The organism is Erythrobacter sp. JB1-7, from assembly GCF_057365015.1.
In genome coordinates, this window is sequence record NZ_CP200291.1 from 2,791,220 (window position 1) to 2,817,541 (window position 26,322).

Sequence of the window (26,322 nt, forward strand, 5' to 3'; positions counted from 1 at the left end):
TCTTTGGGCGATGATTGATAGCTTGACGATCCGCCGTCCCGATGACTGGCACCTGCATTTTCGTGATGGCGATATCATGCGCGGCGTTGTCCCTTATACGGCGCGCCAATTTGGCAGAGCGATAGTTATGCCAAACCTCACGCCGCCTGTCACAACTGCCGCTTTGGCGCGAGACTATAGAGATCGGATATTGGCGGCGGTGCCGCAGGGCAGTTCGTTTACGCCCCTGATGACCTGTTATCTTACCGATGGCACAGACGCAGAAGATCTGGTGCGCGGTGCCAATGAAGGCATCTTCACCGCAGCCAAGCTTTACCCAGCGAACGCCACCACAAATTCTGCCAGCGGTGTGACCGATGTTCGCACGATCTATCCAGTGCTTGAGCGGATGGAGGCCGAAGGCATCGTGCTGTGCATCCATGGCGAGGTAACCGATCACGACATTGACGTGTTTGACCGCGAAGCTGAATTTATTGCGCGACATTTGCGCGGGGTGATCACCAATTTCCCTAAACTGAAAGTGGTCTTTGAGCATATCACGACATCAGATGCGGTGGAGTTTGTGAAAGCGGCTGGCCCAAATGTGGCCGCGACAATTACGCCACAGCATCTTCATATTAACCGCAATGCCATGCTTGTCGGCGGCATCCAGCCGCACAATTACTGTTTGCCGGTGGCCAAGCGTGAGAGCCACCGATTGGCTTTACGAGCGGCTGCTACGTCAGGTTCGCCCAAATTCTTCCTCGGCACCGACAGCGCGCCTCATTTTCGCAAGGACAAGGAAAGCGCGTGTGGATGCGCTGGGATATTTGGCGCGCCCTATGCTCTTGAAAGCTATCTTGCTGTGTTCGACGAGGAAGATGCAATTGACCGGTTTGAAAGCTTTGCCTCGCTCAATGGTCCAGCATTTTACGGGCTTCCCGTAAATGAAGACACCGTCACACTCGAACGCAGCGACGTCATCGTGCCGGACGAATTGGAGATAGCAGGCTCAAAGATTGTTCCTTGGCATGGCGGGCAGACAATCGGCTGGCGGTTCGTGGGTTAGGTTCTGGCTCGCTTGGATTTGACGAGCAGGTCGCCGACGAAGATCGCCACAGCAATCCAGATCAGCACAAAACAGCCGAGCTGTGCGGGTCTTAACTTCTCGCCGAAAACAGTCAGTCCAAGCAAAAATACAATTGTGGGCGCGAGGTATTGGATAAAGCCGAGCGTTGAATAGGGCATGCGCCGGGCTGCAACTGCAAATAGCAGAAGGGGAACCGCTGTTACTACGCCTGCAAAAGCCAGGATTGCGCTTTGTTCAAAGCTCACCAGAAAAGCTGAGCCTTGTGGCTTAATTGCATACCAGAACGCGATGGCGGATGCCGGGGCCAGTAGGATCGCTGTTTCAATTGTCAGGCCAGGCAGAGCGCCCACATTCACTTGCTTGCGGACAACGCCGTAAAGGCCAAATGAAAGCGCGAGACTTAGGCTGATCCATAACGAAGTGAGCGCACCTGCGGCGAGCAATCCCACTCCGCTCGCGGCGATCGCGACTGCAACCCATTGCCATTTCGACAGCTTCTCAGCGAGCAAGAGCGTGCCCAAAACCACGTTGAGGAGCGGATTGAGGTAGTATCCCAGACTGGTCGCATAGACCTGATTATTGGTGATCGCCCAGATATAGATAAACCAATTCGCGCCGATCAGGAGCGCACTGGCCAGGAGGGCGATCATCGTTTTCCCGCTGGAAAGCGCCGCCTTTAGCTCAGGCATCTGCTGGCGAACAGCAATGATGATCAGGCAGAATGGCAAAGTGAAAATGATCCGCCAGCCGACAAATTCAAACAGCGGGACAGCGGCGGCAAGCATTATGTAGAGCGGTAGAAAGCCCCAAATCACATAGGCCCCTAACGCGGCGGGTAGGCCAGAGGGTTGGCCCGGGGGTTGGCCCGGGGATTGGCCTGAGGATTGCCCGGCAATATCGGGCTGGGTTGCTTGGCTGCGCATTGTCCTCCGTTAGTGGGGCGCCGGCCGCTTGCCAAGGGTGAAGCGGTTTTGCTTGGCAAAGTACATTCGCTGGGCGCAACGTTTGGTAAGGATTGTGAACGCTTGCTGTCTTCGCCGATTGCAGCGTGTTCAGCTTCAGCCCCCTATAGATTAACGCACAGTTTGAGGGGCCAAGCGTTAACCATTAAATTCTCGCAACCTTGGTCTGCTCCATCAACTTGGGCCAATCCCACCAATGGCCTAGGCGCGGCAACCACCAGTCGCGGAAAGCGCTCCTATGTCCCTTGAGGGGTATGGGAGCGTTTTCGCTTTTGCGGCAGACAAAACCCGGCGCAAAAAAGCAGTCTGGGAAAATTAACCCGGTTCTGGCAAAGCCTGCATCATGACCACCCGCTATCCCACCACTCTGGCAGGCGTTATCTCGGCCCTCGCTTTGCTCGCCGGGTGCGAGGATAGCGCACCGCAAGACATTGAAGGCGATGTCATGGGCAAAGACCCGGTCATCTCGCGCGCTTTGGCCGATCCGCTGATGATTGATCCTGATCTTGCATGGGTGAACGAGGCAAATGCAGCGATCGGGTATCAGGATAGCCACGCGCTGCCCGCGTTCAATGCCGATCCGCAGGCTGCTGATAGAGCGCGCGATGCTGCACGGCTGGAATTGCGCGAGGATGGGGCGATAGAAGAATTGCCCGCGGCGCAGGCCTTGTTTGACAACGAATCGCTAACGGGGCTTTCCACTCTGCGCGAAATTCTAACCGCTGCGGGCGCGCCGCAGCCGTGCGGGCAGGGCGCGAGCGATAATCTTGCCTGGGCTGCAAAGATGCCAGAGACGGCCTCGTTAATGCCGCATGGCATGGTGCAGCAGGCGGCGGGTTCCGATGATGCGGACTGCGCGTTCAGAGTGATCCGGTACACAACCCAGACAGATGCCAAGGATGCGCTGCAATACCACTTCACGCGCGGTGTAAGAGGTAAGCTGGAAACCGTTTATAAGTCAGGAAAATCTGATCTTATCAAAGGGGAGCGAGCAGGGGAAAAAATGTTCGCCGATGTCGCCGATGCGCCCGGTGGCTTACGAATTGTGACGCTGGTTCACTGGACCAAGTAAAGCGGCATATGCGCCGGGAAATACGCTATTCTTTCAAGCCCACACCGATATTGGCGCGCGGCTGTTCCAATTCGCTGCTGGCGACAGGATAGGCGCAATAGTCAGCGGCGTAGAACGCGGCGGGGCGGTGATTGCCCGAAAGCCCGATGCCGCCAAATGGCGCGGCTGACGATGCGCCATTGGTGGGCTTGTTCCAATTGATGATGCCGGCGCGGATATTGCCCCAGAACAAAGCGTAATCTTCCGGCGTGCCGCCAATCAATGAAGCCGATAGGCCGAACCTTGTGTTGTTCGCTTCTGATATGGCGCTGTCGAGATCGGGAACCTTGATGACTTGCAAAATCGGCCCGAACAATTCCATGTCCGGGCGATCTTCAATCGCGGTTGTGTCGATAATGCCGGGGGTCAGAAACGGTTTTCCCTCTTCGACAAGGCGCATATGCGACAAGGGTTTGCCGCCTTCTTTCACCAGCGCCAAAAAGCTTTCTTCGAGCAATTCAGCCGTTTTCAGATCGATCACCGGCCCCATGAATGGCTGGGGTTCATCCATTGGGCCGCCCACCAGCAATTTACGCGTTAGCGGGATCAGTTCCGCCATCAGATCATCGAAAACGTCTTCGATCACAATCAGGCGGCGGGCCGCGGTGCAGCGCTGACCAGCGGTGGTGAACGCGCTTTGCACTATCAAAGTGGCCGCATCTTTTAGCTTGGGCGTTTTGGTGACAACAATCGGATTGTTGCCGCCCATTTCTAAAGCGACAATCTTGCCCGGATTGGCCGCCAGCTTGCGATTGATCGCGATGCCTGCCTGAGCAGAGCCTGTGAACAGCACGCCATCAACACCGGGATGCGCGACCAGCGCTTTGCCTTCTTCAGGGCCGCCAATCACCAATTGAACCACATCTTTGGGCAAACCGGCCTTATCAAGGCATTTGACCAAAGCTTCGCCAACGGCAGGGGTTTTTTCTGATGGTTTGAACAGAATTGCATTGCCCGCGATCAGGGCCGGGATGATATGACCATTGGGCAGATGGGCGGGGAAATTATACGGCCCCAGCACGGCCATAACGCCGTGTGGTTTATGCCGGACAGCCGCAATACCTTGCATCGCGCTGTCGAGTTTTTTCTTGCCCGTGCGTTCGGTGTAGGCGTTGATCGAAATTTCAACCTTGCCGACAACCGCGTCAACCTCGGTGCGCGATTCCCACAGGGGTTTGCCCGTTTCGCGGGCGATCAGATCGGCAATTTCATCGGCCTGTCCGCGCACTTCATTGGCAAAACGGCGGACCAATTCGACCCGGTTGGCAATCGGCCTTGCAGCCCATTCCGGCCATGCGCGGCGCGCGCGGCTAACAGCGGTTTCAACGTCGCTGTGCTGCCCGCGCCACAATTCATCACCTGTGGCCGGTTCATAAGATATCAGCGTCGCCTCTGACGGCGCCTGTGTTGCATTTTCAGTCACAGGGCGGGGTTAATCATGCAAACATGGAAAATAAAGGTCTAAACTGACATTCGCACATTTACGTATGCTAACGGTGACCTTGCGGTGTGGGTGCGCTGCCATGCGCCGCTTTAGCGCGCCGCAAATTGTCAACTTTTGTTTCAAGCGGTTGCCAGTCGTCGCGCGCTTCGATGGCAGACCAGATGTCCTCCACTTCTTCGATCAGCATGCTTTGCGGCGTGTCTGCGTCCCAATAGTCATGGTGAAAGGGGACGGGTTCGTATTTTTCGAAAATCCCGGCGCAATCGGCTGGCAATTGATCGGCTGATCGGCCCCCGCGATGGGCATGGAAAAAGGCATCGGGGCCAAGCGCGCGTTCCTTCATCGCTTTTTCGCAGGCTGCGACCAATTGCGTATCGGCCTCAGTCCCCTGCGGCACCACGCCCAATCGCCAGCACCACCGCCGCGCGATGGCCGCCATATACAATTCGGGAAACCGGCCAAGCGCAGCGATCAGCGGCTCGCTATCGGCCAATAACCGCAAAGCAACGGCCAATTGCCCGCAATTCCAATTGATCGCTTCGGGTTGGCGGCCAAAGGCATAAAGGCCGCTGTGATCGAAATAGGCTGCGGTGAAACCGGGATCCCAGCGCGGCAACCAGCGCCATGGGCCATAATCAAAACTTTCGCCGGTGATGTTCATATTATCAGTGTTGAGAACACCGTGAACAAAGCCTGCGACCATGTAACTGGCGGAAAGATCGGCCATCCGCTCCACGACCTGATGCGCCAGAATAATGGCCGGATTGTCGCGGTCTGGCGCATCTTCGGGCGGCAGGGGGCCGGGGAAATGGGTGATGCAATATTGGGCAAGCTGCTCCATCTTGTCGCGCTCTTCCAATGCGAGCAGGCGCTGAAACGTGCCGATGCGGATATGCGAATGCGACAGCCGCACCATAACGGCAGAGCGGGCAGGGGAGGGTTCATCCTCGCGCCAGAGTTTTTCGCCCGTTTCGATAACCGAAAAAGTCTTCGATGTGTTGACGCCCAATGCGTCCAGCATTTCGGTTGCAAGTATTTCGCGCACCGCGCCTTTGAGCGTCAATCGGCCATCGCCGGCCCGGCTGAACGGGGTGGGGCCAGAACCCTTTGTCCCCAGATCCATCAGCCGCCCGGCATCATCGCGCAGCTGCGCGTATAAAAAGCCGCGGCCATCGCCAATGTCCGGATTGTAGACGCGAAACTGGTGGCCATGATACTTCAGCGCAAGCGGCGCTGCGAGATTGTCTTTCAATGGGGCAAACCGGCCAAAATGCTGCGTCCATTGGTCATCGCTGAGGCGGGATAGCCCCACGCTTTTGGCCGCTTCTTCATGGCGGAACCGCAGGCGGGTTTCGGGGAAATCCGCAGGGGCCACTTCTACGCCCAGCCAATCGGCCAGAGCATTGATCGCGGGGTCTGCTTGATACTTGCTCAATTGCGCTTGGCTGTGCATGGCGCGATAGTGGCCGGGGAAAGCTGTATGCGCAACCGCCACGCGCGCTATTGTTCGGGAGCACGTGCCAAAAATGGCTGAGAATTATGAGGACAAAAGCTGGTCCAGCCAAGACGGGCTGAACCTGCATTACAGGGATTACCCCGCGCGCACAGATACGGGCAAACTGCCGGCCCTGTGTTTGCACGGTCTTACCCGCAATGCGCGCGATTTTGAGCTGCTGGCGCAGCATATAAGCGCGACGCGCCGCGTGATAGTGCCCGAAATGCGCGGGCGCGGTTTGAGCGATTATGCGCCCACATCAGACAGCTATAAACCCAAACAATATGCCGAGGATGTCGAATTGCTGTTGGCAGAGACGGGCATCAGCCGGTTTGTCTCTATCGGAACATCCATGGGCGGCATCATGACCATGCTGCTTGGGGCCAATGACCCGGAACGAGATCGCAGGCGCGGTGCTGAATGATATTGGTCCGGTGATTGAGCCTGAAGGATTAAGCCGGATCGGCGACTATGTCGGCCAGGGGCGCAGCTATCCCACCTGGGTCCACGCCGCGCGCTCGCTTGCCGAAACGCATGGGGAGGCCTTTCCCGATTACGATCTTGATCAATGGCTGAACCTTGCCAAGAGGTATCTGGTCGTCAGCCAGAATGGGCGGATCAGCTATGATTATGACATGGCGATTGCAGAGCCATTTGCCCAGGCCGATAATGGCGCGCCGCCCAATCTGTGGCTTGCCTTTGAAGCATTGCGCGGGGTGCCCATGGTGCTGGTGCAGGGCGAATTGTCAGACTTGATCTCGGCGGACACGGCAAAGCAGATGGCGGCGCGCAATCCTGCGATGAAAACGCTGGTCGTGCCGCGCGTGGGCCATGCGCCGACACTGGACGAGGCGCCAGTCGTCGCCGCGATTGATGCCTTGCTGGAGGGGATCGCATGAGCGCGCGCTCCAACCGCGTCCCGCGCATTCTGCATTGCCAATCCACATTCTCGCCCGGCGGCAAGGAATTGCGCACGGTCAAGCTGATGAACGCGTTTGGAAAAGCGCTCCACCACACCATCATTTCCGGCCAGCCCGATCAAATGGGCGCGCGCGCGATGATTGACAGGCGGGTGAAAGCGGAATTTCCCGCCGATTTCCCCTCGCTCACCGGATCGCCCACTCCGGGGCGGCTTATCACGATTGCCAAGGCGCTGGCGGGCTATGACCTTGTGCTCACGTACAATTGGGGCGCGATGGATGTGGTGATGGCGCATACGGTGTTTGCGCAGAACCTCGGCCTGCCTCCGCTGATCCATCATGAGGACGGCTTTAACGAAGACGAGGCGGTGCAGCTTAAATCCAGCCGCAATTGGTATCGCCGGGTGGCGCTGTGGCGCACGCAGCGCCTGATTGTGCCGAGCCGGGTGCTCGAAGCGATTGCGATTGGCACCTGGAAACAGCCGCGCGAAAGGGTTCGCCGGATCGACAACGGCATTGATACGGCCGCCTTTGCCAAAAAGCCAAAGCCGGGCGCGATCCGCGCCGTTAAACGCGAGGGCGAGCATTGGGTGGGCACTCTGGCAGGCCTTAGAGCGGTGAAGCAATTGCCGCTGCTGGTGCGCGCGATGAAACATCTGCCTGATAATTGGCATCTGGTGATCGTGGGCGACGGGCCTGAAAAAGAGACCATCCTTGAAACCGCGCGCGAGGCAGAGATTGCGCACCGCGTCCATTTGCCCGGCGCAGTCAAAGACCCTGCCAGCGTTGCCGGCCTGTTCGATATTTTCGCGCTGTCGTCCAAATCAGAGCAATTCCCCATTTCCGTTGTCGAAGCGATGGCCGCAGGCCTTCCTGTGGCAGCGCCCGATGTGGGCGATATCGCGGCCATGCTCGCCCCATCCAACGCGCCGTTTGTCGCGCCTCCCGGCAGCGCTGATCTGCTGGGCAAAAAACTGCTCGAATTGTCGCAAAATGCTGAAATGCGCGCGCAAATTGGTGCGGAAAATCGCGCAAAAGCAGTGAAGCATTTTGACGAGGCGCAAATGGTCCAAAGTTACCGCAACCTCTATGCCGATGTGATGGGCAGGGCGTTTTAGGGCGCATAGAATCCGCCGCGCTTCATCGCGCGTTCAAGCTGAGGTCGCCAATTTCATCCCCTATGGCGCAAACATGATGGTGAACGCTTTGAGCGCTGCCATTGCGCCGCACTCACGAGGTGCTTAAAGACCCACGCTAGTGCATATAACTGATTGAGGAAAAGAGCCCCGTGGCGCTCAAGCCTAACGACCCTAACTCACCTGAGAACACTCCGGATCCCGCTCCCGCCGCGCCCTCTGCCGAGGATGAGGTCATCATTCGCGAGATTGATGAAGCTGTGCGCAAGGATGATGCGACCGAATTTGTAAGCAAATACGGGCTTTTGATCGGATCGGTCATTGGCGTGTTTCTGCTCGCACTGGGCGGATATCTGTTCTGGGACAGCCAGAATGAAAGCAAGCTTGAAGAGCAATCCGAAGCGGTGGTCGAAGCGCTTGATGCGGTCGAGGCGCGCGATTTTGCAGGGGCCGATGAAAAAATCGCGCCTTTGCTGGAAAGCGAGCAGGCTGGCGTGCGCACCACGGCCCGGTTCCTTCAGGCAGGAAATGCCCTGGCACAGCAAGACACCGCGAAAGCAGCCGAGCTTTACGGCGCAATTGCAGTGGACGATGAAGCGCCAAGCGCGCTGCGCGATCTGGCCCTGATCCGCGAAGTTAGCGCGACATTTGACGAGCGCGAACCTGCCGATGTGATCGCGAAACTGAGCAATCTGGCGCAGCCTGGCTCTCCGTTTTTTGGCAGCGCTGCGGAACTCACCGCCATTGCTCACTTAGAAGCGGGCAATGAAGCAGAAGCGGGCGCATTGTTTGCGCAGATTTCGAAAGATGAAGACTTGCCTGAAACGCTAAGATCCCGCGCGCGCCAGATGGCGGGATTGCTGGGTGTTGATGCGATTGAGGATGTGGAGCAGCTGTTGCAGGATGAAGGGGTCATTCCAGACGAGGATGCAGCTGGATCAGACACGGCGAATTAGGGGCTGCGGGGCATTTTTGCTCACACCAGCTTTGGGATGGATTTGGACGAATATATGACGACAATTACTGCTAGAAAAGCTGCGCTTATTGCAGGCGGCATTGCTGCTTTGCTGACCGGGTGCGCGGGCGATAAAAAGACCACCCCCACGGTTGGCGAACGCATGCCAATCCTGTCCCGCATTGAAAGCGGCGCTGCGGTTGATCCCGCATTGGCCAGTGTCAGCGTGGTTCTGCCCCCACAGCGCTCCAATGAAGAATGGGCGCAAGTGGGCGGATCGGCCAGCAAATCATACGGTCACCTTGCCTTGGGCGAAAACCCGGTACGCGTTTGGAGCGCACGGATCGAAGGTTCGACCACGCGTGCCCGGCTGGCAGCGTCCCCGGTGATTGGCGGCAACAAACTGTTTGCGGTGGGCGCCGATGGCACCATCCACGCCTTCGACAAAAAGACCGGAGCCAAGATCTGGGATTCCGATGCGGCAATGGATGATGATATGCGTCCATCAGCCTTTGGCGGCGGGGTCAGCTATGACGATGGCAAGCTGTACGCCACCAATGGCGCGGGCGAGGTAAAGGCGCTGAATGCGGAAACGGGCGAGATGATCTGGCGGGTTCAGCCAGCCGGTCCTTTGCGCGGATCACCAACTATCGCGTTCGGTCAGATTTATGTGATGACACAGGACAATCAGGTCTTGTCCCTGAACGCGGCTGATGGCGAGCAGCTGTGGAGCGAATCGGGATCGAGCGCGCAATCGGGCGTCTTTGGCGTGGCCGCGCCTGCTGCGGGCAATGGCACGATCATCGCAGGCTATTCGAGCGGGGAGCTATCCGCTTACCGCTATGAAAATGGGCGTGCTTTGTGGGCCGATGCCTTGGCGCGCACGAATATCTCAACGCAGGTTAGCTCGCTGACGGATATTGACGCTGATCCCATTATTGATGCGGGCCGCGTTTATGCGCTGGGGCAGGGCGGCCGGATGGCGGCTTATGAATTGGTAACAGGACAGCGCGTTTGGGAACTCAGCCTGGCTGGCATTTCCACACCAGCAATTGCGGGCGAATGGATTTTCACGCTGACCGATGATGCCCGATTGCTGGCGATTGCGCGGTCAACCGGGCGCGTGCGCTGGATCACGCAATTGCAGGAATTCCGCAAAGAAAAGAAACGCGAACAGCCGATTTTCTGGACCGGCCCTGTTCTGGCGGGCAATCATTTGTGGGTCGCAAGCTCGCGCGGGGAGTTGTGGCGAGTGAGCACGGGCGAGGGGGCAGCGGCGCTGTTTGCTGATCTCGATCAACCCGTCAGCCTTCCTCCGGTGGTGGCAGGCGGTATGCTGTATGTGCTCGATGACAGCGGGACGATCCGCGCGTTTCAGTAAAGCGCGGAGGCGAAACTCTGCCGAAAAGCCTGCCTGAAACCGATTAATCGCAGCATTAACCCTTTGCTGCTATGGCGGCGTTGTCATGTCTGGGCACGATCATATGGCCGCAAAGGCTCCCTCTGCGATCCCGCAAAGCGATGTTTCTGCAGCCGTCGGGCTTGTCGGGCTGGCAGGGCTGGCTGCGTGGATTGTGTTTTGCCGCAATTTCCCCGCAATCGCTGCGGGTTTTGGCATGGAAGGCATGGGCGTGCTGTCCGGCCCCTATGCCGCGATTACGGCGATGGTTTTCACCGCTGGGCCAATGGCGGCATGGTCTGTTTTTATCGACAAGGTTCACCGCAATCCTTCGACCGGAATGGATTGGAGCCTTAAGCGCACCAGCGCCGAGGTGATGCCCACTGCGATGGTCAAAATCGCTGGCCTTTGGGCGACGTGGGCGGTTCTGGCGTGCCTTTATTGCCTGTGCCGGTGGTATTGGGACGGAAATTATCTGTTTTCGATGAAAGTTCTGGGCTTTGCTCTGGTCCCGCTGATCATCATCAGCGTGCCTTACATCATCTGGCTCGATCGGTTCATGACCAATCCGCGCGATGGCACATGGCATTTTGGTGCAATGCTGATCGGGCGCGAGGAATGGGACGCGGGCCAAGTGAAAAAGCATTGGCGCGCATGGATCATCAAAGGGTTCTTTGGCGCGTTCATGATCTCCATCTTGCCGCCGGGTTTTGCCGAAATTGTCGAAGCGCGGCCGGCTGATTTTCTCACCAATCCGGTGGTGATCGGCAGTTTGCTGATCACTTTGCTGTTTGTGATCGATGTGCAGATCGGGACGGTTGGCTATCTGTTCACTCTGCGCCCGCTGGATGCGCATATCCGATCCGGCAATCCGTTTTTGGGCGGGTGGCTGGCGGCATTGCTGTGTTATCCGCCGTTTGTGTGGGGCCTGATCGGCAACAACAATCAAGTGCTGAGCTATGAAAGCAATATCGCCAAATGGGATTACTGGCTGGCCGGGAATGACGCTGCCTTGTGGATGTGGGCGGCGTGGCTGGTGTTTTTGACCGGTATCTATGCCTGGGCGACGGTGGCGTTTGGCATCCGGTTTTCAAACCTCACCTATCGCGGCGTAATCACCCACGGCCCGTTCCGTTTCACTCGCCATCCCGCTTATCTGTCGAAGAACCTGTTCTGGTGGTTTTCCGCCCTGCCATTCCTCGTCACCAGCGGATCACCCGTGGATGCGATCCGCAACACGTTCTTTTTGCTGATGGTGAACGGGATTTATTATTGGCGCGCGCGCACGGAAGAGGCGCATTTGCTGGGTGAAGACCCCAAATACCGCGAATATTATGACTGGATGGAAGAAAACGGCATCATCACCGCGCCCCTGTCCCGGTTAAAGCGGCGAGTTCTCAGCCGCGGCAAAGGGGGCGGTGCGGCCGCGCCATCCCCATCATCGGGGGCATCATCGGCGCCATCCTCTACGCCAGGCGGACAGCATCCTGCCGAATGATATGGTTTGCGTGATCCATCACGGTTAGTTTTCAAACAGCTATCGCCTGATCCCCGTCCAGCGCGATCAAGCTGCGATCCGTTATTCCAAGCTCATCAAACCGCGCTCGCCAATGCGCCAGGTGGCTTGATGCGAAATGCGCATCCAATGCGGCGCGGTCCCGCCAGCGTTCATGCACCCAAACCAGACCGTTATCCTGAATATCCAGCGCGTATGTGTAAGCGAGGCAGCCATCTTCGGCGCGCGACGCGGCAATCATCGTGTCCATCGCGGTCCGCGCCCGGTCAAGCGATCCTGCAGGGATGCGGAATGTTCCGGTCACAAGGATCAACGCGCGCGCTCCTGCCCCTTGCAAAAGGGCCGCGCCATCGCCGCCTTCGCCCGCTCAGAATGAATATTTATAGACGTGCGAGACATCGCCGCCCCAATCGCCGTGATAGGCATCAAGCAGGCGCTCCGCTGGGGTTTTTCCGCTTTGGATGATTTCATCGAGCGTTTCGAGATAGCCCGTTTCATTGTCGCCGCTGCCGTTCAACCGGCCGCGCGCCGCCAGTCCTGAATGCGCAATGCCCAGCACATCGCGGCCCAGATCGCGCATCGTGCCAGCGCCTCCGGGCAGCGGGGTATCAAGGCCAAGTTTGGGCGCATCATTGCGCAAAGCTTCGCGTTCATCCATCGACCAGCCTTTGGCCAGATCCCACGCCGCATCAAGCGCGCCCTGATCATACATTAAGCCCACCCAAAAGGCGGGCAGGGCGCAAATACGGCTCCACGGTCCGCCATCTGCGCCGCGCATTTCGAGAAAGCTTTTAAGGCGCACTTCGGGAAAGGCGGTGGACAGGTGATCCCACCAATCGCTGGCCGTGGGACGCTGGCCGGGCAGCACTGACAGCTTGCCGTCCATAAAATCGCGGAAGGAAAGCCCTGCGGCATCGATATATTTGCCATCGCGAAACACGAAATACATCGGCACATCGAGCATATATTCAGCCCATCGTTCATATCCGAACCCGTCTTCGAATACGAACGGCAGCATCCCTGTGCGCGCGGCATCGGTGTCTGACCAGATATGGCTGCGATAGGACAGATAGCCATTGGGCTTGCCTTCGGTGAAAGGCGAATTGGCGAACAAAGCGGTGGCAAGCGGCTGCAAAGCGAGGCCGACGCGGAATTTTTGCACCATGTCAGCTTCGGATGAATAATCGAGATTGACCTGAATGGTGCAGGTGCGCAGCATCATATCAAGACCCAGATCGCCAACTTTGGGCATATGGCGCATCATGATGCCATAGCGCCCTTTGGGCATAACGGGCAGATCATCGCGGGTTTTGTCCGGCCACATGCCAAGCCCGAGATAGCTGACGCCGCATTTTTCGCCGATTTCCTTGACCTGCGCCAAATGCCGCCCGGTTTCCGCGCAGGTTTCGTGCAGATTCTCAAGCGGCGCGCCTGACAATTCAAGCTGTCCGGCAGGTTCCAGGCTGACCGCGCCATCTGCGCCTTTCAGCGCGATGACATTTGCTTTGCCATCGGGGCCGATTTCCTCAATCGGCTCCCATCCAAATTGGGTCAGCCCCATAAGCAGATCGCGAATTCCGCACCCTTCATCATAGGATGGCGCACGCCGATCAGCGCGTTTGTAGACGAGCTTTTCGTGCTCTGTCCCGATGCGCCATTCGCTTTTGGGCTTTTCGCCGCCTTTCATCGGAGCAATCAGTTGATCGATGCTTTCGATCACGGGCTCGTCGGCGGCTGAGGTTTCTCGCGTGCTCATGCGGGTTGCTTTAGAAAACGCAAATGCCGGTGGGAAGCGTAATCTGGGTTTTGTCGATGCAAGTCATTCTTGTCCCGACCAATCGCCTGATTGCGACATCCAAACAGAGAGCGCAGCAATCGCAGCTGTCTCTCCGCGCAATATGCGCGGGCCAAGCGAGATGGCGGTAGCTTGCGGATGCGCGCGGATTGCAGCGCGTTCGTCATCGTCAAAGCCGCCTTCGGGACCGATCAGGATCGCGGCAGACAGAGAAGCGCTCGCAAAGGCGGACCCTGCAGGCTCGCCGCCTTCTTCATCGGCGAAAAACAGCGCGCGATCCTGCGGCCAATCGCGAAGCAGGGCGCCGAGTTTGAGCGGCTCTTTCAATTCGGGCAGCGCCGTGCGCGCGCATTGTTCTGCCGCTTCCATTGTCAGCGCTGATGCGCGGGCATGGTTCAGCTTATCTGCAACGCATCGCCGGGTGATAACGGGCTGAATGCGCGCCGCGCCAAGCTCGGTCGCTTTTTCAAGCACCATGTCAAAGCGGTCTTTTTTCAAAAGGGCAGGGCACAGCCACAAATCAGGCACATCTTCGCGCGCCCGCAGCATTTGCACCGCCTCCAGCGTGACCGCGCGCTTGCCTGCCTCGACCACGCGCGCGGCCCATTCGCCCGTTATATTATCGCAAAGGACAACCGCATCGCCTTCGCTCACCCGCATGACTTTGGTGAGGTAATGCGCTTGGCCGCCGTCCAATCCCACGGTTTGACCCTTTGCCAGTTCATCGCTCACGAACAGGCGAGGTGCGGATTTCGGCGGCCAGGCGGGGGTTGCGGGCATATTTCCTCTCATAAACACAAACGTCATCCCAGCGAAAGCTGGGATCTGCTGCGTGAGGCATTTCGCATGTGGCGAGCGATCCCAGCTTTCGCTGGGATGACGAATGAGATTGAGTGGGTTAGGGACGCTGCGATGACCCAGACGCCAGCCAATCCCGATATCGTCCCGGACAGCGAACATCGCGGCCTGATAGAGCGGCTGCCGCAATTGCCGCGTGATCTGGCGCAATTGGCGCGGTTTGATCGGCCTATTGGCTGGTGGCTGCTATTCTGGCCGTGCGTTTTTGGCGTGTGGCTGGCAGGGGCGGGGCTCCAATTGGCTCTGCTGGGATGGCTGCTTCTTGGAGCGATTGTGATGCGCGGGGCGGGCTGCGTTTACAACGATATCGTCGATGCTGATCTCGACAGCCAGGTCGCGCGCACCGCAGCGCGGCCCGTGGCAAGCGGGCGGGTTTCGAAAAAGCAAGCATGGGGATGGCTGATTGCCCTGTGCCTTATCGGGCTGATCGTCCTGTTACAGCTGAGGACCGAGGCGCAGATTGTTGCGCTTGCCAGCCTTGCTCTTGTCGCGGCCTATCCGTTTATGAAACGCATCACATGGTGGCCGCAGGCATGGCTTGGCATGGTGTTCAATTGGGGGCTGCTGGTCGGGTGGACCCATTTGCGCTTTGACAATTGGGATGCGCTTGCCTGCATCTATGCCGGGTGCATTTGCTGGGTAATCGGGTTTGATACGATCTATGCTTTGCAAGACCGCGAGGATGATGCGCTGGTCGGCATAAAATCATCGGCCTTGCGAATGGGCGCGCGTGTGCATGCGGGGGTGGGCGCGTTTTACGCGGGCACGATTGCGCTGTGGGGGCTGGGCATCTGGCTTTACCGGCCTGATATTGCGGCATTGCTGACATTGCTGCCTGCCGCGCTGCATTTGCTGTGGCAGGTATCAACGCTTGATCCTGCAGATCCGAACAATCCGCTGGAGCGGTTTCGGTCCAATCGGTGGGCCGGGGCGCTAATGGCGGCGGCGTGCTTTATTGTCGGAAATGCAGGGGCTTAAACGGCAATGTGCAACCTATACCGGATGACGCAAAACAAGGATGAGGTTGCCCGCTGGTTCAGCGCGATCGAGAGTTTGGGCGGCGCAAATTATGCCGAGGAGGTTTATCCCGGCTATCCCGGACTGGTCGTTGCAGAGGGGAAATTGCGCCAGATGATCTGGGGTTTTCCGCTGGTGATGAAGGGAAAGCAGGGACAGCCGCTCAAACCCAAACCCGTCAACAATGCGCGAACGGATAAACTCGATAGCTTTTTCTGGCGGCATTCCTTTGAACAGCGCCGCTGCCTGATCCCGATCAGCGCCTGGGCCGAAGCGCAAGGCGCAAAGGGTTCAAAAACGCGCACCTGGATGAGCCTGCCCGGCACCGATCTGTTCGCTGCGGCAGGCGTGTGGCGAACGAGCGATGAGTTTGGCCATTGCTATTCCATGGTCATGACAGACAGCGAAGGCGCGGCCTGCGCCGATGTCCACAGCCGGATGCCGGTGCTGTTGCAGGCGGGCGACTATGACGCGTGGCTGTCAGGATCGCCGGAGGTAGCAAAGGCCCTGTGCAGCGCATGGAGCGGCGACATCACTATTGATGCAACGGGCCAGTCTTGGGTGCGCGGGAAAGCGGTCCAGAAAGATTTACTGTGACCGCCGCCGCTGCCGCTCGGGCGAGGCGGGCCGAACAGCGGTTCTTGCGGGATGATCTCGTTCATGCCGCACCGCCTGAATAGCTGACGACTTCAAACTCAATCCCGTCCCAGTCGAAGAAGTAAAACCGCTGGCCGGGATCGTAATTGTCATGGCCAAACGGGGTTAGGCCGGCTTCTTCAACGGTTTTTTCCGCCGCTGCCAGATCGTCAACGACAAGCCCGATATGGTTGAGCGGCTGGCCTTTGGAATATTCTCCAGTGACGTGATCGCCGGTATACAGCGCCAGATAGGCCGCGCCATTTTCGCTCTCGCCGACATGGATCGTTCGCCCATATTTCTGGCTCGGACCGCGCCAGCGTTCTTGCCAATTGCATAAGGTTTTGAACAGGTTGGCGCTGCGTTCGGGATCGGTGACGGATAGATTTGCGTGTTCGAGTGTGCCGTGCGGCATGGGTCAGGCTCCTTTTTGTGTTGCGGATCATCAGGGGCCAGATTTGCCCTTTGATCCACCGGATGCCGTGATCGTGCAACCTCAACCTAACTTGAGGTCAAGCAAAAAATGCGATAGGCTTTTGCTATGCCAAAACGCCTTACGAAAAATGACCTTATCCCCATCGGAGAGATGGCGCGGCGAACGGGGATGTCGGTTTCTGCCATCCGTTTTTACGAGGCGAAGGGTTTGATCGAACCGGTGCGCACATCGGGAAATCAGCGGCGCTTTCTGCGCTCTGATATCCGCCGCGTCAGCTTTATCCTGATCGCGCAGCAGCTTGGCCTTTCGCTGGGGGAGATTGAGGCGCAATTTGCCAGATTGCCCCATGGCCGCACGCCCACGGCCAAAGATTGGCGCCGCATCAGCGCGTCCATTCGCGATGTGCTGGACCGGCGGATTGCCGAAATGCAGCGCACGCGCGACAGTCTGGATGGGTGCATTGGCTGCGGGTGTTTAAGCTTGCAGAAATGCGCGATCTACAACCCGGATGATCGGCTGGCCGGGGAAGGGCCGGGACCGCGTCAGATCTTGGCGGCTGGATAGGGCCAGCTCAGCGCCCTAGTTCTTAATCGGTTGGTCCCAATTGCGGATCAAGATCGCGCGGGCGCGCGAAATGCACCAGCTTTGCGCAGAATTTCTTGAGCGCATCCCAGCTTTCGACATCGCATTCCAGAACCGCAAATGTGGCAGTGGGAAATTTGGCCGCTGCCTCGCGGAACAAATCGTTTTCATGCGCGGGCGATACAAGGTCGAGCAGCACTTCCTGCAAGCCCGGATTGTGTCCGGCGATCAAGATTGCATCGATGTCTTCGCCGCCATCCTGCTCCTGCGAGGCGACCGCGTCGATCACTTCCATGATCGTTTCAGAACTGGCGAGATAGAGCCGCTTGTCGAACATTACGGGCGCATCGGGCAAGGCGCCTTCCAATGTGGATTTGACCCGCACGGCCGGGCTGGCGATCACTGCGTCCCATTTGATCCCGTGATCCCGGATGTGATTGCCGATCAATTCTGCGCCGCGCCGTCCGCGATCATTCAGCCCGCGATCAAAATCGCGCTGGGCCATATCATCCCAATCCGATTTCGCATGCCGCAGAAGACCCAGAATTTTCAACGCGACATCTCCTGATAGACCGGGGACCATCTGCCTATCTGGGCGGCTCGTGTAAAGCAAATGCGGCAGCCCTGCGCACGGATATCCATCGAAGAGAAGCAAAGATGGATGGCCCAGAGCTGCCGCCTCGCCATAGGTCGGGCAATGCAGCTGGGGCCGCTTTGCCCGGACGAGAACCGTTTAAGCCTGCGCCATGACCACGATCGGCCCGCCAAGCGCCATCGATGCGGCAAACAATGCCATGATAAGAACGCTGGCCTGTTCAGCGGGTTTGCTTGGCAGTAGCGCTTTGAAATTTGGCAGCTTCAAAGGCTGCGCGTTGGCGTTGAATTCTTCGGCATAGCGGGGATGTTCGGTGCCCATCATTTTGTCCCACCAGGTGAAATAGAACCCGAAATTATAGCCCGATGAATGGTGAAGATCGTGATGGGTCGTGGTGCTGATCCAGCGCAATACGGGGATATCAAGCCAGCCAGCAGGGAACAGTTCATGTCCTGCATGGCCCATCACGTTGCGGATAATCATGTTCCACAAGAACAGGAACATCGCCATCCCCGCATATGCGATCCCCGCAGTGCTGGTGATGAGAAGAAAGATCGGCACAAACGCAGCCTCAATCGCGGCTTCGCCCATGGAAAAGCTGTAAGCGGTCCACGGGGTTGGGGTGCGCGATTTGTGGTGATGCAAATGCGTGGCTTTGAACAAGCGCTTGGTGTGCATCGCGCGGTGCGCCCAATAGAAATAGGCATCATGCGCCAGCACGATCAGCGCAAATTGCCAGATGATTGTGAAAAGCGGCGCGCTATCAAGTCCAAGTTTGATGACGCCCGTTTCAAGCCCGATGATTGTGGCAAGAGTCGTAAATCCGAACACGAACACAGTGCGCAAGGATGAGGAAATCTCGCGGATGTAATCGGCCCGCTTTGCCGCGCGCTTTTGGATCCGCCGCGCTTTGGCAAAACTGCGGAACACGAACAGGATGGCCGTCAATGCCCCTGCGGCGATCAGATACCTGCCAAGATCGAAATAGAGCACATTGATAAAATGCTCAGCGACCAGATCGGCGATATAGGTGACCGCCGATGGGTCGGTGAGAATGGGCGATTGAGCAGGCTGTAGGGACATGGTTTGGTCTTTCGTGTTTGAGCTGATGAACTCAAACTGCGCGAGACAGTCCGCTAAATCCTCGCAATGCCGAAAAGATCAGGTCATTTGCGAAAATGCGCTGCTTTTTTCAGTTTTGACCAGTGTCTTTGTGGGGCTCGTTTTCGCCTTGGGCGATGGCCAAGCGCCTGAATTCGCTAGGCGTTGTGCCTGCTTCGCTGCGAAAGGCGCGGTTGAATGTGGGCAGTGAGTTATACCCCAGATCCATTGCAATCGTCAGCACGGGCAGGTCCACATCATCGCGATTGGCCAGCCTTTCCTTTGCATCGTCAATGCGGTGCCTGTTCAAAAAGGCGCTGAAATTGCGATAGCCAAGCTGCCCATTGATAAGCGCGCGCAGGCGGTGTTCCGGCGTGCCCAGCTGATCGGCAAGTCCGGCGATGGAAAGGCCCGGCCTGCGGTGTACCCCTTCGTTCAAAGCGGCTTGCAATTTGTCATTCAGCACCGTTTCACTCGGCGAAAGATCGAGCGGCTTTGGCTGTTTTTCGGTGCCAGCCTGCCGCTGCGAATGGACCAGCAATTCGCGGTCGCTGCGCATCAGGGCAATGCCTGAAAACAGGATCAGCACCGCGATCAAAAGCGAGTTGATCAATTGCGCCGCCGGCGGACGGCCATCGAGGCCGGCCACAACCTCAACAATCTCAAACGACAAAATCGCGGCGGCCTGCGCCGCGACGAGCAGCGGGAGCCAAAGCCGGATGGTGCGGCGTTCCTCAACCAGATCATCGGCGCGTTCAAACACGCCCACGCGCACGATATCGGCGATCAGGATCAGCGAGACGATATGCAGCACAAAGAAACCGGCGGGCCGGGTGAAGGGGAGAAAATTGCCTGCAAACCAGCCGCTGACAAACACGGCGACCGTAGCAAGGATCACGCGCCGCTCTACCGGTCGTTCAAACAGGTTGCGCGAAAAAAGCCAGATGAAAAAAGTCGTGAAAATTGACACCAGATCGACCCATGGGTCAAGAATTCCCTGCGGCGCGATGAGGGGTGTTGAATTCACCAGATAGGCAATTACGCCCAGGATCATCCCCAGCATCGGCAAACGCAAACTGGCACGCACATCGTTCGATGCGACCTGCGCAAACAGCATCAGCGCAGCGCCCAGCGAAAGGATGCGAACCAGAAAGTCCCAATTTTCGATCATATGCTGCGCGGCCCCATCATCGGCAATGTATCTGGGATGGAATCGCCGGAAATTCCAGAGCCTTCATCCGCCGGCATAGGGTCTTGGCCGATGATACCTTGCGCAATCCGCTCGACGGCCTCGTCCAATGTCACCCGGCGAATGGCGGTGCCATCAGGAAAAGCGGTGAGGAGGCGCGAGGGGAAGGCGGCGGAGAGGACCACAAAGTGCCCCTTATCGTCGCGATTGCGGATCAGCCGGCCAAATGCCTGCGCCAGCCGCGCGCGGATTATCCGGTCATCATAGGCGCTCGCCGTGCTGCCATTATCCTTGGCGGCAAGGCGGCGGGCCTTGTGCAGAATATCGGGGCGCGGCCATGGTACAGCCTCCAGCACAACGCAGCGCAAGGATTGTCCCGGCACATCCACTCCATCGCGCAAAGCATCGGTGCCAAGCAGGCTGGCGCGCGGATCATCGCGAAAAATATCGACCAGCGTGCCTGTATCAATCGGGTCCACATGCTGCGCGTAAAGCGGCAGGGCATCACGGGCGAGGCGATCAGCAATCCGGCCATGGACAGCGCGCAGGCGGCGGATGGCGGTGAACAGGCCCAGCACGCCCCCGCCTGATGCCTCGATCAATTTTGCATAGGCCCCGGCCAAAGCGGGCAAATCGCCCTTTTTGATGTCGGTAACGATCAAAACTTCGGCATTGGCGCTGTAATCAAACGGGCTTTGCGCAGAGGACAATAGCGGATTGACCTCGACATGGGCCGCGCCTGATCGGGCGATGGCGCTTTGCCAGGCTTGGTCCTCATCATCGATCCGGTCGGTCAATGTCGCGCTGGTCAGCATCACGCCGTGCGCAGGTTCAAGAACGGTGCGGGCAAAGGGCTTCATCGGGTCAAGCCAGCGGCGATGGATGGCGACATCAAATTCGCGCGCATCAGAACGGTCGACCGCAAGCCAATCGACGAATTCTGCGTCACCAGGCCCGCCCAGCCGGGCCAGCAGCGCTTCCCATGCCGCGATCAGATCGATGCGCCAGGTCAGCGAATGGCGCGCGCCTTCTATGCGTGCGCGGCCCCCTTGATTTCCGGGTCCATCCAGCCAATCGGGCGGGTCAGCTATGATTGCCTCCAGCCGCCCGCCCAGCTTGATCAGCGGGGTGCGGATATTGGCAAGCGCTTCGGCGGCGCGGCCTGCCGCCTCGATAACTTCGCCGGGAAGGCCCGACGCTTCGGTTTCGATCCCGTAGCCCGCATCTTGCCCGCCGGATTCGTCGCGGGCATAGGTGGCGGTGCGCACCGCGCTTAGTAAAGCTTCGATGGGGCCTGCCGGTTGGTTTTCGGCAATGCGCTGCAACCATCCTTCGCCCGGCAGCAGGCTGCCTGCCTCGCTTGCGGCTTCAATCGCTTCGCCGCCTTCATCGTCATAGGATGCGATATCGGCAAGGCGCGCGGAAAGCCCGCGGCGGCGGCCCCTGTTCTTGCGCTCTGGCCCCATAATCCAGCGGCGCAGCTCAATCGCTTCCTGACCTGACAAAGTGGCTGCAAAAGTGCTGTCGGCGGCATCGAAAACGTGATGCCCCTCATCAAAGATAACGCGGGTTGGCCGCTGCGCATGGTCGCGGCCTCTTGCTGCGTTGATCATCACCAGCGCGTGATTGGCAATCACCAGATCGGCCTGCGCGCTGTCGCGGGCGGCGCGTTCGATGAAGCATTTGCGGTAATGCGGGCAGCCTGCATAAACGCATTCGCCGCGCTGATCGGTAAGGGCTGCAATGCCGCGTTTGCGAAACAATGTTCCCAGCCATCCGGGCAGATCGCCGCCGATCATATCGCCATCGCGGGTATAGCTGGCCCAGCGTGCCACCAGATGCGCAAGGATCGCAGGCCGCCCGGCAAACCCGCCTTGCAGCGCGTCTTCCAGATTGAGCAGGCAAAGATAATTCTCGCGCCCCTTGCGCACCACGACAGGGCGCGTGCCATCACCGCGTTTGGCAGGCCATGCCCGGCGGCTTTCGCTGCGCAATTGGCGTTGCAGGTTTTTGGTGAAGGTTGAAACCCAGACCGTGCCGCCCGAGCCTTCGGCCCAAAGGGAAGCAGGCGCAAGATAGCCCAGCGTCTTGCCGATACCCGTTCCCGCTTGCGCCAGCGCAATATGCGGGGTTTCATCGCGGGGTCTTGGGCCAAAGATCTGGGCTGCCTGGCGCGCATAATCGCGCTGCCCTTCGCGTTGTTCAGCCCCTTCGCCTGTAAGCGCGCGCAGCCGGTCGAGCACCGCATCTTGATCGAGGTTAATCTGCGCTGGGGGAGGGCGCTCGCCTGCCTCTTCCCATTCGCGCAAGGCGGAAAAAAGGAACCTCTCGGCGCGTTCCGGGCGTTTGATGTGCGGCTTGATCACATTGGCCCATGGCCACCGCAGCCTTTGCATGGATTGCAGCGCTGTCCACGCGCCTTCGCGTTCGAACCATTCAGCATCTTCGCACTGGGCCGCCATCGCGCCTGCTGCCTGTTGCAAGAATGCTGGCACTTCATCATCGCTGGCAGGAGCATCCAGATCCAAAGCCTGAGCCAGCCCGCGCGGGGTCGGTACGCAAAACCGCGCGGGATGCACAAATGCGAACAATTCCAGCAGATCGAGCCCAGACAGATCGGGATAGCCCAGCCGGTTCGCGATCAGCGGCGCATTGATCAGCAGCACAGGCGTATCGGCCGCCGCCATGATTCCATCGCCTTTGGACACCGCTTGCGTAGAACCATTGGCGGTGCGCAGCCAATTGCCCGAATGGCTGGAATGCAGCGCAGGCAGGCATAGGGGCTGGGCGGCGGAAGGCGGCGGGTGTGATGGAGGCGGGGTGGGAGTGCTCACGGCCAAAAAAATGCGCGATTGCAAACGTAAAGTAAACGATTGGCGCGCATTTTCCCGTGCACTTTCGGGGAGAATCTTGATGAAAATGCCTGCTCTTTTGTCCGCCAGTCTTATCGCCGCCGCGCTGTGCCTGCCAGCAAGCGCTCAGGACAGCCCTCAGGATGCTGCGGCCAATAGCGAGCCGCAGGACCGCTCTGCCGCCAACGAGGAGGCTGAGCTTGCGGTCAAAACCGCTGTGGTTCAGCGCCATGTCGATGCTTACCGCGCCCGCGATCTTGATCGGTTTGTCGCGACGTTTTCCAAAGATGCGCAAGTCTATGCCAACGGCATGGTCGCAACCGGTCACAGCCAGATCCGCGCGCTTTACAAGCTCAATTTTGCGCCCGGCGCACCGCGCATGAAAATCATCGATAGCGGGGTGAGCGGCGCGTTCATCTATCTGGAGACCGCTTACATCACCGCAGGCGGCGAAGAATTGTGCTGCGGGTATTCCGAATATGAAGTGATCGACGGCAAGATCACGTATTTATCGGCAAGCAGCTAACACCGGCCTATTTGCGCGTAAGCACATAGAATATCGGCGAAAAGCCAGGAAAGAGAGACGCCGCTTACGAGCCGTGCAGAGCTCAGCCGAGCAGCGCCTCTCTCCTGCGACCCTAAGGCCCCCAGGGGGATTTGGGAGCAACCTTAGGGTGTAGTTTGTCCAGTTGGTATGACGCATCGAGTGGCGGCTGGATTGGACTATCACGACACATGCGCGGTATCTGCGCCGCGATGAACGCATGGTAATCGGCAAAGAGCCGCGAAAAATGCCGCATGGATTTGCGGCCAATACCGGCCCTGCGCACTGCATTCGCGCTTGAAGATGCCTCGCCCATCTGCAAATGCGCGAGGTCTATGACCGATACAGCCCTTATCCAAGCCGCCCAAACATCCAAAGCCTGGCCCTTTCAGGAGGCTCAGCGCCTGTATAAACGGTTGCATGCCAAGGGCGTACAAAAGGCCGGGCAAAAGGCCGGGCAAAAAAACGCGGAAGCGCGCGATGAAAGCGCGCCGGTATTGTTCGAAACCGGATATGGCCCGTCGGGCCTGCCGCATATTGGCACTTTTCAAGAGGTCTTGCGCACCACCCTTGTGCGGCGCGCTTACGAAGCGCTGACAGGCGGCGCGCCCACGCGGCTGGTCGCGTTTTCCGACGATCTGGACGGCCTGCGCAAAGTGCCCGACAATGTGCCCAATCACAAAATGCTGACCGAGCATTTGGGCAAGCCCTTGTCGCGCATTCCTGATCCGTTCGAAAAATATGAAAGTTTCGCGCATCATAACAATGCGATGCTGCGCGAATTTCTGGACCGGTTCGGGTTTGACTATGAATTTGTCAGTTCGTCAGACCGCTACAATTCAGGCGCATTCGATGATGGATTGCGCGGCGTTTTGCGCGGGTTTGACGCGATCCTTGATATCATGCTGCCAACTTTGGGTGAGGAGCGGCGCAAAACCTATTCCCCCATCATGCCAATATCGCCCACCACGGGCGCCGTTTTGCAAGTGCCGATCGAAGTGGTCGATGCAGAGGCAGGCACGATCCGATTTACCGATGAAGATGGCAGCGTGGTCGAACAATCCGCGCTGGGCGGCATGGCCAAATGCCAATGGAAAGTGGATTGGGCGATGCGCTGGGTCGCGCTGGGCGTTGACTATGAAATGTATGGCAAGGACTTAACCGAAAGCGGCGTGCAATCGGGCAAGATCGCGCGCGTTTTGGGCGGGAACAAGCCAGAGGGGCTGATCTATGAGATGTTCCTTGATGCCAATGGCGAGAAAATCTCCAAATCAAAAGGCAACGGCCTCTCGATTGAGGAGTGGTTGCATTATGGCAGCGAGGAAAGTCTGGGCTTTTACATCTTCGCCAATCCCAAAAGCGCCAAGCAATTGCACGAAGGCGTGATCCCCAAAGCCATCGATGATTACTGGCAATTTCGCGAACGGCTGGCAGATCAACCGCTCGACAAGCAATTGGGCAATGCGGTGTGGCATCTGGCGCGCGCGAATGATCGTCACAGCGGTGCAGATGCGCCGGGGGCGGGCGACAGTCTGAAAGTGCCTTACAGCCTGCTGCTCAATCTGGTGAGCGTGCTTGGCCTTGAGGCGACAGCGGAAAATCTGGCGGAATATGTCGCGAGTTACACAGGCGCGCCCGTCACCGATCCCAAGCTGATGGTGCTGATTGAAAGCGCGGTAAATTATAACCGCGATTTTGTCGCGCCGACTTTGGCGAAACGCGCGCCTGAAGGGGGCGAAGTGCTGGCTTTAACCGAGCTTGATACCCAGCTCGCCGCAGCGCCAGCTGAGGCGGATGCCGAAGTGCTGCAAACGATGGTTTACGAAATCGGCAAGCGCGAAGAATACGGGTTTGAAAACTTGCGCGACTGGTTCCGGGCTTTGTACGAGACCCTGCTGGGCAGCGACCAAGGCCCGCGCATGGGCAGCTTTATCGCGCTTTACGGGATCGAACCCACGCGCAAACTGATCGCAGAAGCGCTGGCGAGAGCGTAAACCGCGCCGAGAGTGTTTTTTGGCTGCTGCCAGGCGGCCTGCACCTCATTTCCAGGCGCGGGTTCGGTACCATTTGGTGATGACATATTTGGAGCCCGCAATCACGGGCGTGCCCGCATGGATGACCGCTTCGTTGGGTGAGCCATCAGGCAAAGCGTTGTTCCATACCAGCAGCACGCCTGCCTTGGGCTCCATATTCATGCCAAGTTCGGTGAAATGCGTGCCGCCGCCTTCTTCGACGGTGTTAAGGTAAGCCATCGCAGTCCAGCTGCGCTGCCCGCCGCGTTTGCGTTCAAGCTGCCAGTATTTTTCGGTGGTGTAGAACCAGTCATTGTGCGGCTTGAACTGCTGTCCGGGCAAATAGCGCTGCCCTTGCACCGATTCTCCGATCACCGGATTGACGCCAAGCAGGTCATCAATCCTGCGTGATATGCCTTTGACGAAGCTGTCATCAGGATCAAGATCGCCGGAATAGCTGGTGCGGAAACCGGCATCATAGCCCAATTCGTGCAGCGAAGAGGGCCGCGCGACCAGATCGATCATAATGCACAATCGCTCGCATTCAGCAGCGGTCAGAAAATCACCGATGGCGAACATATCGGCTTTGTCGGTTTCTATCCTGTAAGCCCCAAGATCAGCGATCAATCGTTCGCGCACGGACTTGCCAATGCGCGCCAAAGCGGCCTGATCAGGAATGGTTTGGGTCTTTGCCATCG

The 26,322-nt window shown here is 58.3% G+C and carries 25 protein-coding genes; 13 read left to right on the plus strand and 12 right to left on the minus strand.

Annotated features, from left to right (window positions below; genetic code table 11):
* Positions 1-10 precede the first annotated feature (10 nt).
* Positions 11-1,048, plus strand: coding sequence for a dihydroorotase (gene pyrC / locus AC0V6W_RS13610; protein ID WP_486150847.1), 1,038 nt, complete (start codon positions 11-13; stop codon positions 1,046-1,048).
* Here the strand turns inward: pyrC and rarD are convergent.
* Positions 1,045-1,992, minus strand: coding sequence for an EamA family transporter RarD (rarD, locus tag AC0V6W_RS13615; protein ID WP_486150849.1), 948 nt, complete (start codon positions 1,990-1,992; stop codon positions 1,045-1,047). The genes pyrC and rarD overlap by 4 nt on opposite strands.
* Before the next feature lie 382 nt (positions 1,993-2,374).
* On the opposite strand from rarD, the gene AC0V6W_RS13620 reads away from it, so the two are divergent.
* Positions 2,375-3,103: a hypothetical protein gene (locus AC0V6W_RS13620; RefSeq protein ID WP_486150851.1), complete on the plus strand. Its 729-nt coding sequence runs from the start codon at positions 2,375-2,377 to the stop codon at positions 3,101-3,103.
* Positions 3,104-3,128: 25 nt separating this feature from the next.
* Here AC0V6W_RS13620 and astD read toward each other — a convergent pair whose 3' ends face one another.
* Entirely contained in the window at positions 3,129-4,565 is a 1,437-nt protein-coding gene (astD, locus tag AC0V6W_RS13625; protein WP_486150853.1) for a succinylglutamate-semialdehyde dehydrogenase, read from the minus strand.
* Between the two features lie 67 nt (positions 4,566-4,632).
* Positions 4,633-6,039 carry a protein adenylyltransferase SelO family protein gene (locus AC0V6W_RS13630; RefSeq protein ID WP_486150855.1) on the minus strand — a complete coding sequence of 469 codons (1,407 nt, stop codon included), beginning with the start codon at positions 6,037-6,039 and terminating at the stop codon, positions 4,633-4,635.
* A 73-nt stretch (positions 6,040-6,112) separates the two neighbouring features.
* On the opposite strand from AC0V6W_RS13630, the gene AC0V6W_RS13635 reads away from it, so the two are divergent.
* The 6 genes from AC0V6W_RS13635 (at position 6,113) to AC0V6W_RS13660 (ending at position 11,989) form a co-directional block, all read left to right on the plus strand.
* Positions 6,113-6,505: an alpha/beta fold hydrolase gene (locus AC0V6W_RS13635; RefSeq protein WP_486150857.1), complete on the plus strand. Its 393-nt coding sequence runs from the start codon at positions 6,113-6,115 to the stop codon at positions 6,503-6,505.
* On the plus strand, positions 6,468-6,980 hold the full coding sequence (locus AC0V6W_RS13640) for an alpha/beta fold hydrolase (protein ID WP_486150859.1): 513 nt from the start codon (positions 6,468-6,470) through the stop codon (positions 6,978-6,980). The genes AC0V6W_RS13635 and AC0V6W_RS13640 overlap by 38 nt, the downstream gene beginning before the upstream one ends.
* Positions 6,977-8,119 (plus strand): glycosyltransferase family 4 protein, encoded by a 1,143-nt coding sequence (locus AC0V6W_RS13645; protein WP_486150861.1) that lies wholly within the window; start codon positions 6,977-6,979, stop codon positions 8,117-8,119. The genes AC0V6W_RS13640 and AC0V6W_RS13645 overlap by 4 nt, the downstream gene beginning before the upstream one ends.
* A gap of 170 nt (positions 8,120-8,289) precedes the next feature.
* Positions 8,290-9,093, plus strand: coding sequence for a tetratricopeptide repeat protein (locus tag AC0V6W_RS13650; protein WP_486150863.1), 804 nt, complete (start codon positions 8,290-8,292; stop codon positions 9,091-9,093).
* 54 nt (positions 9,094-9,147) lie between these two features.
* The gene (locus AC0V6W_RS13655; RefSeq protein ID WP_486150865.1) at positions 9,148-10,473 is read left to right on the plus strand and encodes an outer membrane protein assembly factor BamB family protein; all 1,326 of its coding nucleotides are present in this window, start codon (positions 9,148-9,150) and stop codon (positions 10,471-10,473) included.
* Positions 10,474-10,558: 85 nt separating this feature from the next.
* Positions 10,559-11,989 carry a methyltransferase family protein gene (locus AC0V6W_RS13660; RefSeq protein WP_486150867.1) on the plus strand — a complete coding sequence of 477 codons (1,431 nt, stop codon included), beginning with the start codon at positions 10,559-10,561 and terminating at the stop codon, positions 11,987-11,989.
* 31 nt (positions 11,990-12,020) lie between these two features.
* Here AC0V6W_RS13660 and AC0V6W_RS13665 read toward each other — a convergent pair whose 3' ends face one another.
* The 3 genes from AC0V6W_RS13665 to AC0V6W_RS13675 all read right to left on the minus strand — a co-directional run bounded on the left by AC0V6W_RS13665 (position 12,021) and on the right by AC0V6W_RS13675 (position 14,582).
* The gene (locus tag AC0V6W_RS13665) at positions 12,021-12,311 is read right to left on the minus strand and encodes a putative quinol monooxygenase (protein WP_486150869.1); all 291 of its coding nucleotides are present in this window, start codon (positions 12,309-12,311) and stop codon (positions 12,021-12,023) included.
* 63 nt (positions 12,312-12,374) lie between these two features.
* Positions 12,375-13,763: a glutamate--cysteine ligase gene (locus tag AC0V6W_RS13670; protein ID WP_486150871.1), complete on the minus strand. Its 1,389-nt coding sequence runs from the start codon at positions 13,761-13,763 to the stop codon at positions 12,375-12,377.
* A 63-nt stretch (positions 13,764-13,826) separates the two neighbouring features.
* Positions 13,827-14,582 carry a 16S rRNA (uracil(1498)-N(3))-methyltransferase gene (locus tag AC0V6W_RS13675; protein WP_486150873.1) on the minus strand — a complete coding sequence of 252 codons (756 nt, stop codon included), beginning with the start codon at positions 14,580-14,582 and terminating at the stop codon, positions 13,827-13,829.
* Positions 14,583-14,714: 132 nt separating this feature from the next.
* On the opposite strand from AC0V6W_RS13675, the gene ubiA reads away from it, so the two are divergent.
* Both ubiA and AC0V6W_RS13685 read left to right on the plus strand, forming a co-directional pair.
* Positions 14,715-15,638, plus strand: coding sequence for a 4-hydroxybenzoate octaprenyltransferase (ubiA, locus tag AC0V6W_RS13680; RefSeq protein WP_486150875.1), 924 nt, complete (start codon positions 14,715-14,717; stop codon positions 15,636-15,638).
* Positions 15,639-15,644: 6 nt separating this feature from the next.
* Positions 15,645-16,274 carry an SOS response-associated peptidase gene (locus tag AC0V6W_RS13685; protein ID WP_486150877.1) on the plus strand — a complete coding sequence of 210 codons (630 nt, stop codon included), beginning with the start codon at positions 15,645-15,647 and terminating at the stop codon, positions 16,272-16,274.
* A gap of 61 nt (positions 16,275-16,335) precedes the next feature.
* On the opposite strand, the gene AC0V6W_RS13690 is transcribed toward AC0V6W_RS13685, so the two are convergent.
* The gene (locus AC0V6W_RS13690; protein ID WP_486150879.1) at positions 16,336-16,728 is read right to left on the minus strand and encodes a VOC family protein; all 393 of its coding nucleotides are present in this window, start codon (positions 16,726-16,728) and stop codon (positions 16,336-16,338) included.
* 126 nt (positions 16,729-16,854) lie between these two features.
* Between AC0V6W_RS13690 and soxR the strand changes: the two genes are divergently transcribed.
* Positions 16,855-17,313 carry a redox-sensitive transcriptional activator SoxR gene (soxR, locus tag AC0V6W_RS13695; protein WP_486150881.1) on the plus strand — a complete coding sequence of 153 codons (459 nt, stop codon included), beginning with the start codon at positions 16,855-16,857 and terminating at the stop codon, positions 17,311-17,313.
* Positions 17,314-17,335: 22 nt separating this feature from the next.
* On the opposite strand, the gene AC0V6W_RS13700 is transcribed toward soxR, so the two are convergent.
* The 4 genes from AC0V6W_RS13700 to AC0V6W_RS13715 all read right to left on the minus strand — a co-directional run bounded on the left by AC0V6W_RS13700 (position 17,336) and on the right by AC0V6W_RS13715 (position 23,050).
* Positions 17,336-17,884: a SixA phosphatase family protein gene (locus AC0V6W_RS13700; protein WP_486150883.1), complete on the minus strand. Its 549-nt coding sequence runs from the start codon at positions 17,882-17,884 to the stop codon at positions 17,336-17,338.
* A 180-nt stretch (positions 17,885-18,064) separates the two neighbouring features.
* Positions 18,065-19,009 carry a sterol desaturase family protein gene (locus AC0V6W_RS13705; protein ID WP_486150885.1) on the minus strand — a complete coding sequence of 315 codons (945 nt, stop codon included), beginning with the start codon at positions 19,007-19,009 and terminating at the stop codon, positions 18,065-18,067.
* 109 nt (positions 19,010-19,118) lie between these two features.
* Complete coding sequence (locus tag AC0V6W_RS13710; RefSeq protein WP_486150887.1) at positions 19,119-20,198, minus strand: AraC family transcriptional regulator; 1,080 nt, start codon at positions 20,196-20,198, stop codon at positions 19,119-19,121.
* Positions 20,195-23,050, minus strand: coding sequence for an ATP-dependent DNA helicase (locus tag AC0V6W_RS13715; protein ID WP_486150889.1), 2,856 nt, complete (start codon positions 23,048-23,050; stop codon positions 20,195-20,197). Before AC0V6W_RS13715 ends, AC0V6W_RS13710 begins: the two co-directional genes overlap by 4 nt.
* A 79-nt stretch (positions 23,051-23,129) precedes the next feature.
* On the opposite strand from AC0V6W_RS13715, the gene AC0V6W_RS13720 reads away from it, so the two are divergent.
* Entirely contained in the window at positions 23,130-23,594 is a 465-nt protein-coding gene (locus tag AC0V6W_RS13720; protein ID WP_486150891.1) for a nuclear transport factor 2 family protein, read from the plus strand.
* Between the two features lie 353 nt (positions 23,595-23,947).
* Positions 23,948-25,606: a lysine--tRNA ligase gene (locus AC0V6W_RS13725; RefSeq protein ID WP_486150893.1), complete on the plus strand. Its 1,659-nt coding sequence runs from the start codon at positions 23,948-23,950 to the stop codon at positions 25,604-25,606.
* Between the two features lie 45 nt (positions 25,607-25,651).
* Here the strand turns inward: AC0V6W_RS13725 and AC0V6W_RS13730 are convergent, their stop codons facing one another.
* Complete coding sequence (locus AC0V6W_RS13730; RefSeq protein ID WP_486150895.1) at positions 25,652-26,320, minus strand: prolyl hydroxylase family protein; 669 nt, start codon at positions 26,318-26,320, stop codon at positions 25,652-25,654.
* Positions 26,321-26,322 lie beyond the last annotated feature (2 nt).

Excerpts from the sequence above, each read along its gene's own strand:
- pyrC (WP_486150847.1), top strand. The coding sequence starts at position 11 with ATGATTGATAGCTTGACGATCCGCCGTCCCGATGACTGGCACCTGCAT.
- rarD (WP_486150849.1), bottom strand. The coding sequence starts at position 1,992 with ATGCGCAGCCAAGCAACCCAGCCCGATATTGCCGGGCAATCCTCAGGC.
- AC0V6W_RS13620 (WP_486150851.1), top strand. The coding sequence starts at position 2,375 with ATGACCACCCGCTATCCCACCACTCTGGCAGGCGTTATCTCGGCCCTC.
- AC0V6W_RS13630 (WP_486150855.1), bottom strand. The coding sequence starts at position 6,039 with ATGCACAGCCAAGCGCAATTGAGCAAGTATCAAGCAGACCCCGCGATC.
- AC0V6W_RS13635 (WP_486150857.1), top strand. The coding sequence starts at position 6,113 with ATGGCTGAGAATTATGAGGACAAAAGCTGGTCCAGCCAAGACGGGCTG.
- AC0V6W_RS13640 (WP_486150859.1), top strand. The coding sequence starts at position 6,468 with ATGACCCGGAACGAGATCGCAGGCGCGGTGCTGAATGATATTGGTCCG.
- AC0V6W_RS13645 (WP_486150861.1), top strand. The coding sequence starts at position 6,977 with ATGAGCGCGCGCTCCAACCGCGTCCCGCGCATTCTGCATTGCCAATCC.
- AC0V6W_RS13655 (WP_486150865.1), top strand. The coding sequence starts at position 9,148 with ATGACGACAATTACTGCTAGAAAAGCTGCGCTTATTGCAGGCGGCATT.
- AC0V6W_RS13660 (WP_486150867.1), top strand. The coding sequence starts at position 10,559 with ATGTCTGGGCACGATCATATGGCCGCAAAGGCTCCCTCTGCGATCCCG.
- AC0V6W_RS13670 (WP_486150871.1), bottom strand. The coding sequence starts at position 13,763 with ATGAGCACGCGAGAAACCTCAGCCGCCGACGAGCCCGTGATCGAAAGC.
- AC0V6W_RS13675 (WP_486150873.1), bottom strand. The coding sequence starts at position 14,582 with ATGCCCGCAACCCCCGCCTGGCCGCCGAAATCCGCACCTCGCCTGTTC.
- ubiA (WP_486150875.1), top strand. The coding sequence starts at position 14,715 with ATGACCCAGACGCCAGCCAATCCCGATATCGTCCCGGACAGCGAACAT.
- AC0V6W_RS13685 (WP_486150877.1), top strand. The coding sequence starts at position 15,645 with ATGTGCAACCTATACCGGATGACGCAAAACAAGGATGAGGTTGCCCGC.
- AC0V6W_RS13690 (WP_486150879.1), bottom strand. The coding sequence starts at position 16,728 with ATGCCGCACGGCACACTCGAACACGCAAATCTATCCGTCACCGATCCC.
- soxR (WP_486150881.1), top strand. The coding sequence starts at position 16,855 with ATGCCAAAACGCCTTACGAAAAATGACCTTATCCCCATCGGAGAGATG.
- AC0V6W_RS13705 (WP_486150885.1), bottom strand. The coding sequence starts at position 19,009 with ATGTCCCTACAGCCTGCTCAATCGCCCATTCTCACCGACCCATCGGCG.
- AC0V6W_RS13710 (WP_486150887.1), bottom strand. The coding sequence starts at position 20,198 with ATGATCGAAAATTGGGACTTTCTGGTTCGCATCCTTTCGCTGGGCGCT.
- AC0V6W_RS13720 (WP_486150891.1), top strand. The coding sequence starts at position 23,130 with ATGAAAATGCCTGCTCTTTTGTCCGCCAGTCTTATCGCCGCCGCGCTG.
- AC0V6W_RS13725 (WP_486150893.1), top strand. The coding sequence starts at position 23,948 with ATGACCGATACAGCCCTTATCCAAGCCGCCCAAACATCCAAAGCCTGG.
- AC0V6W_RS13730 (WP_486150895.1), bottom strand. The coding sequence starts at position 26,320 with ATGGCAAAGACCCAAACCATTCCTGATCAGGCCGCTTTGGCGCGCATT.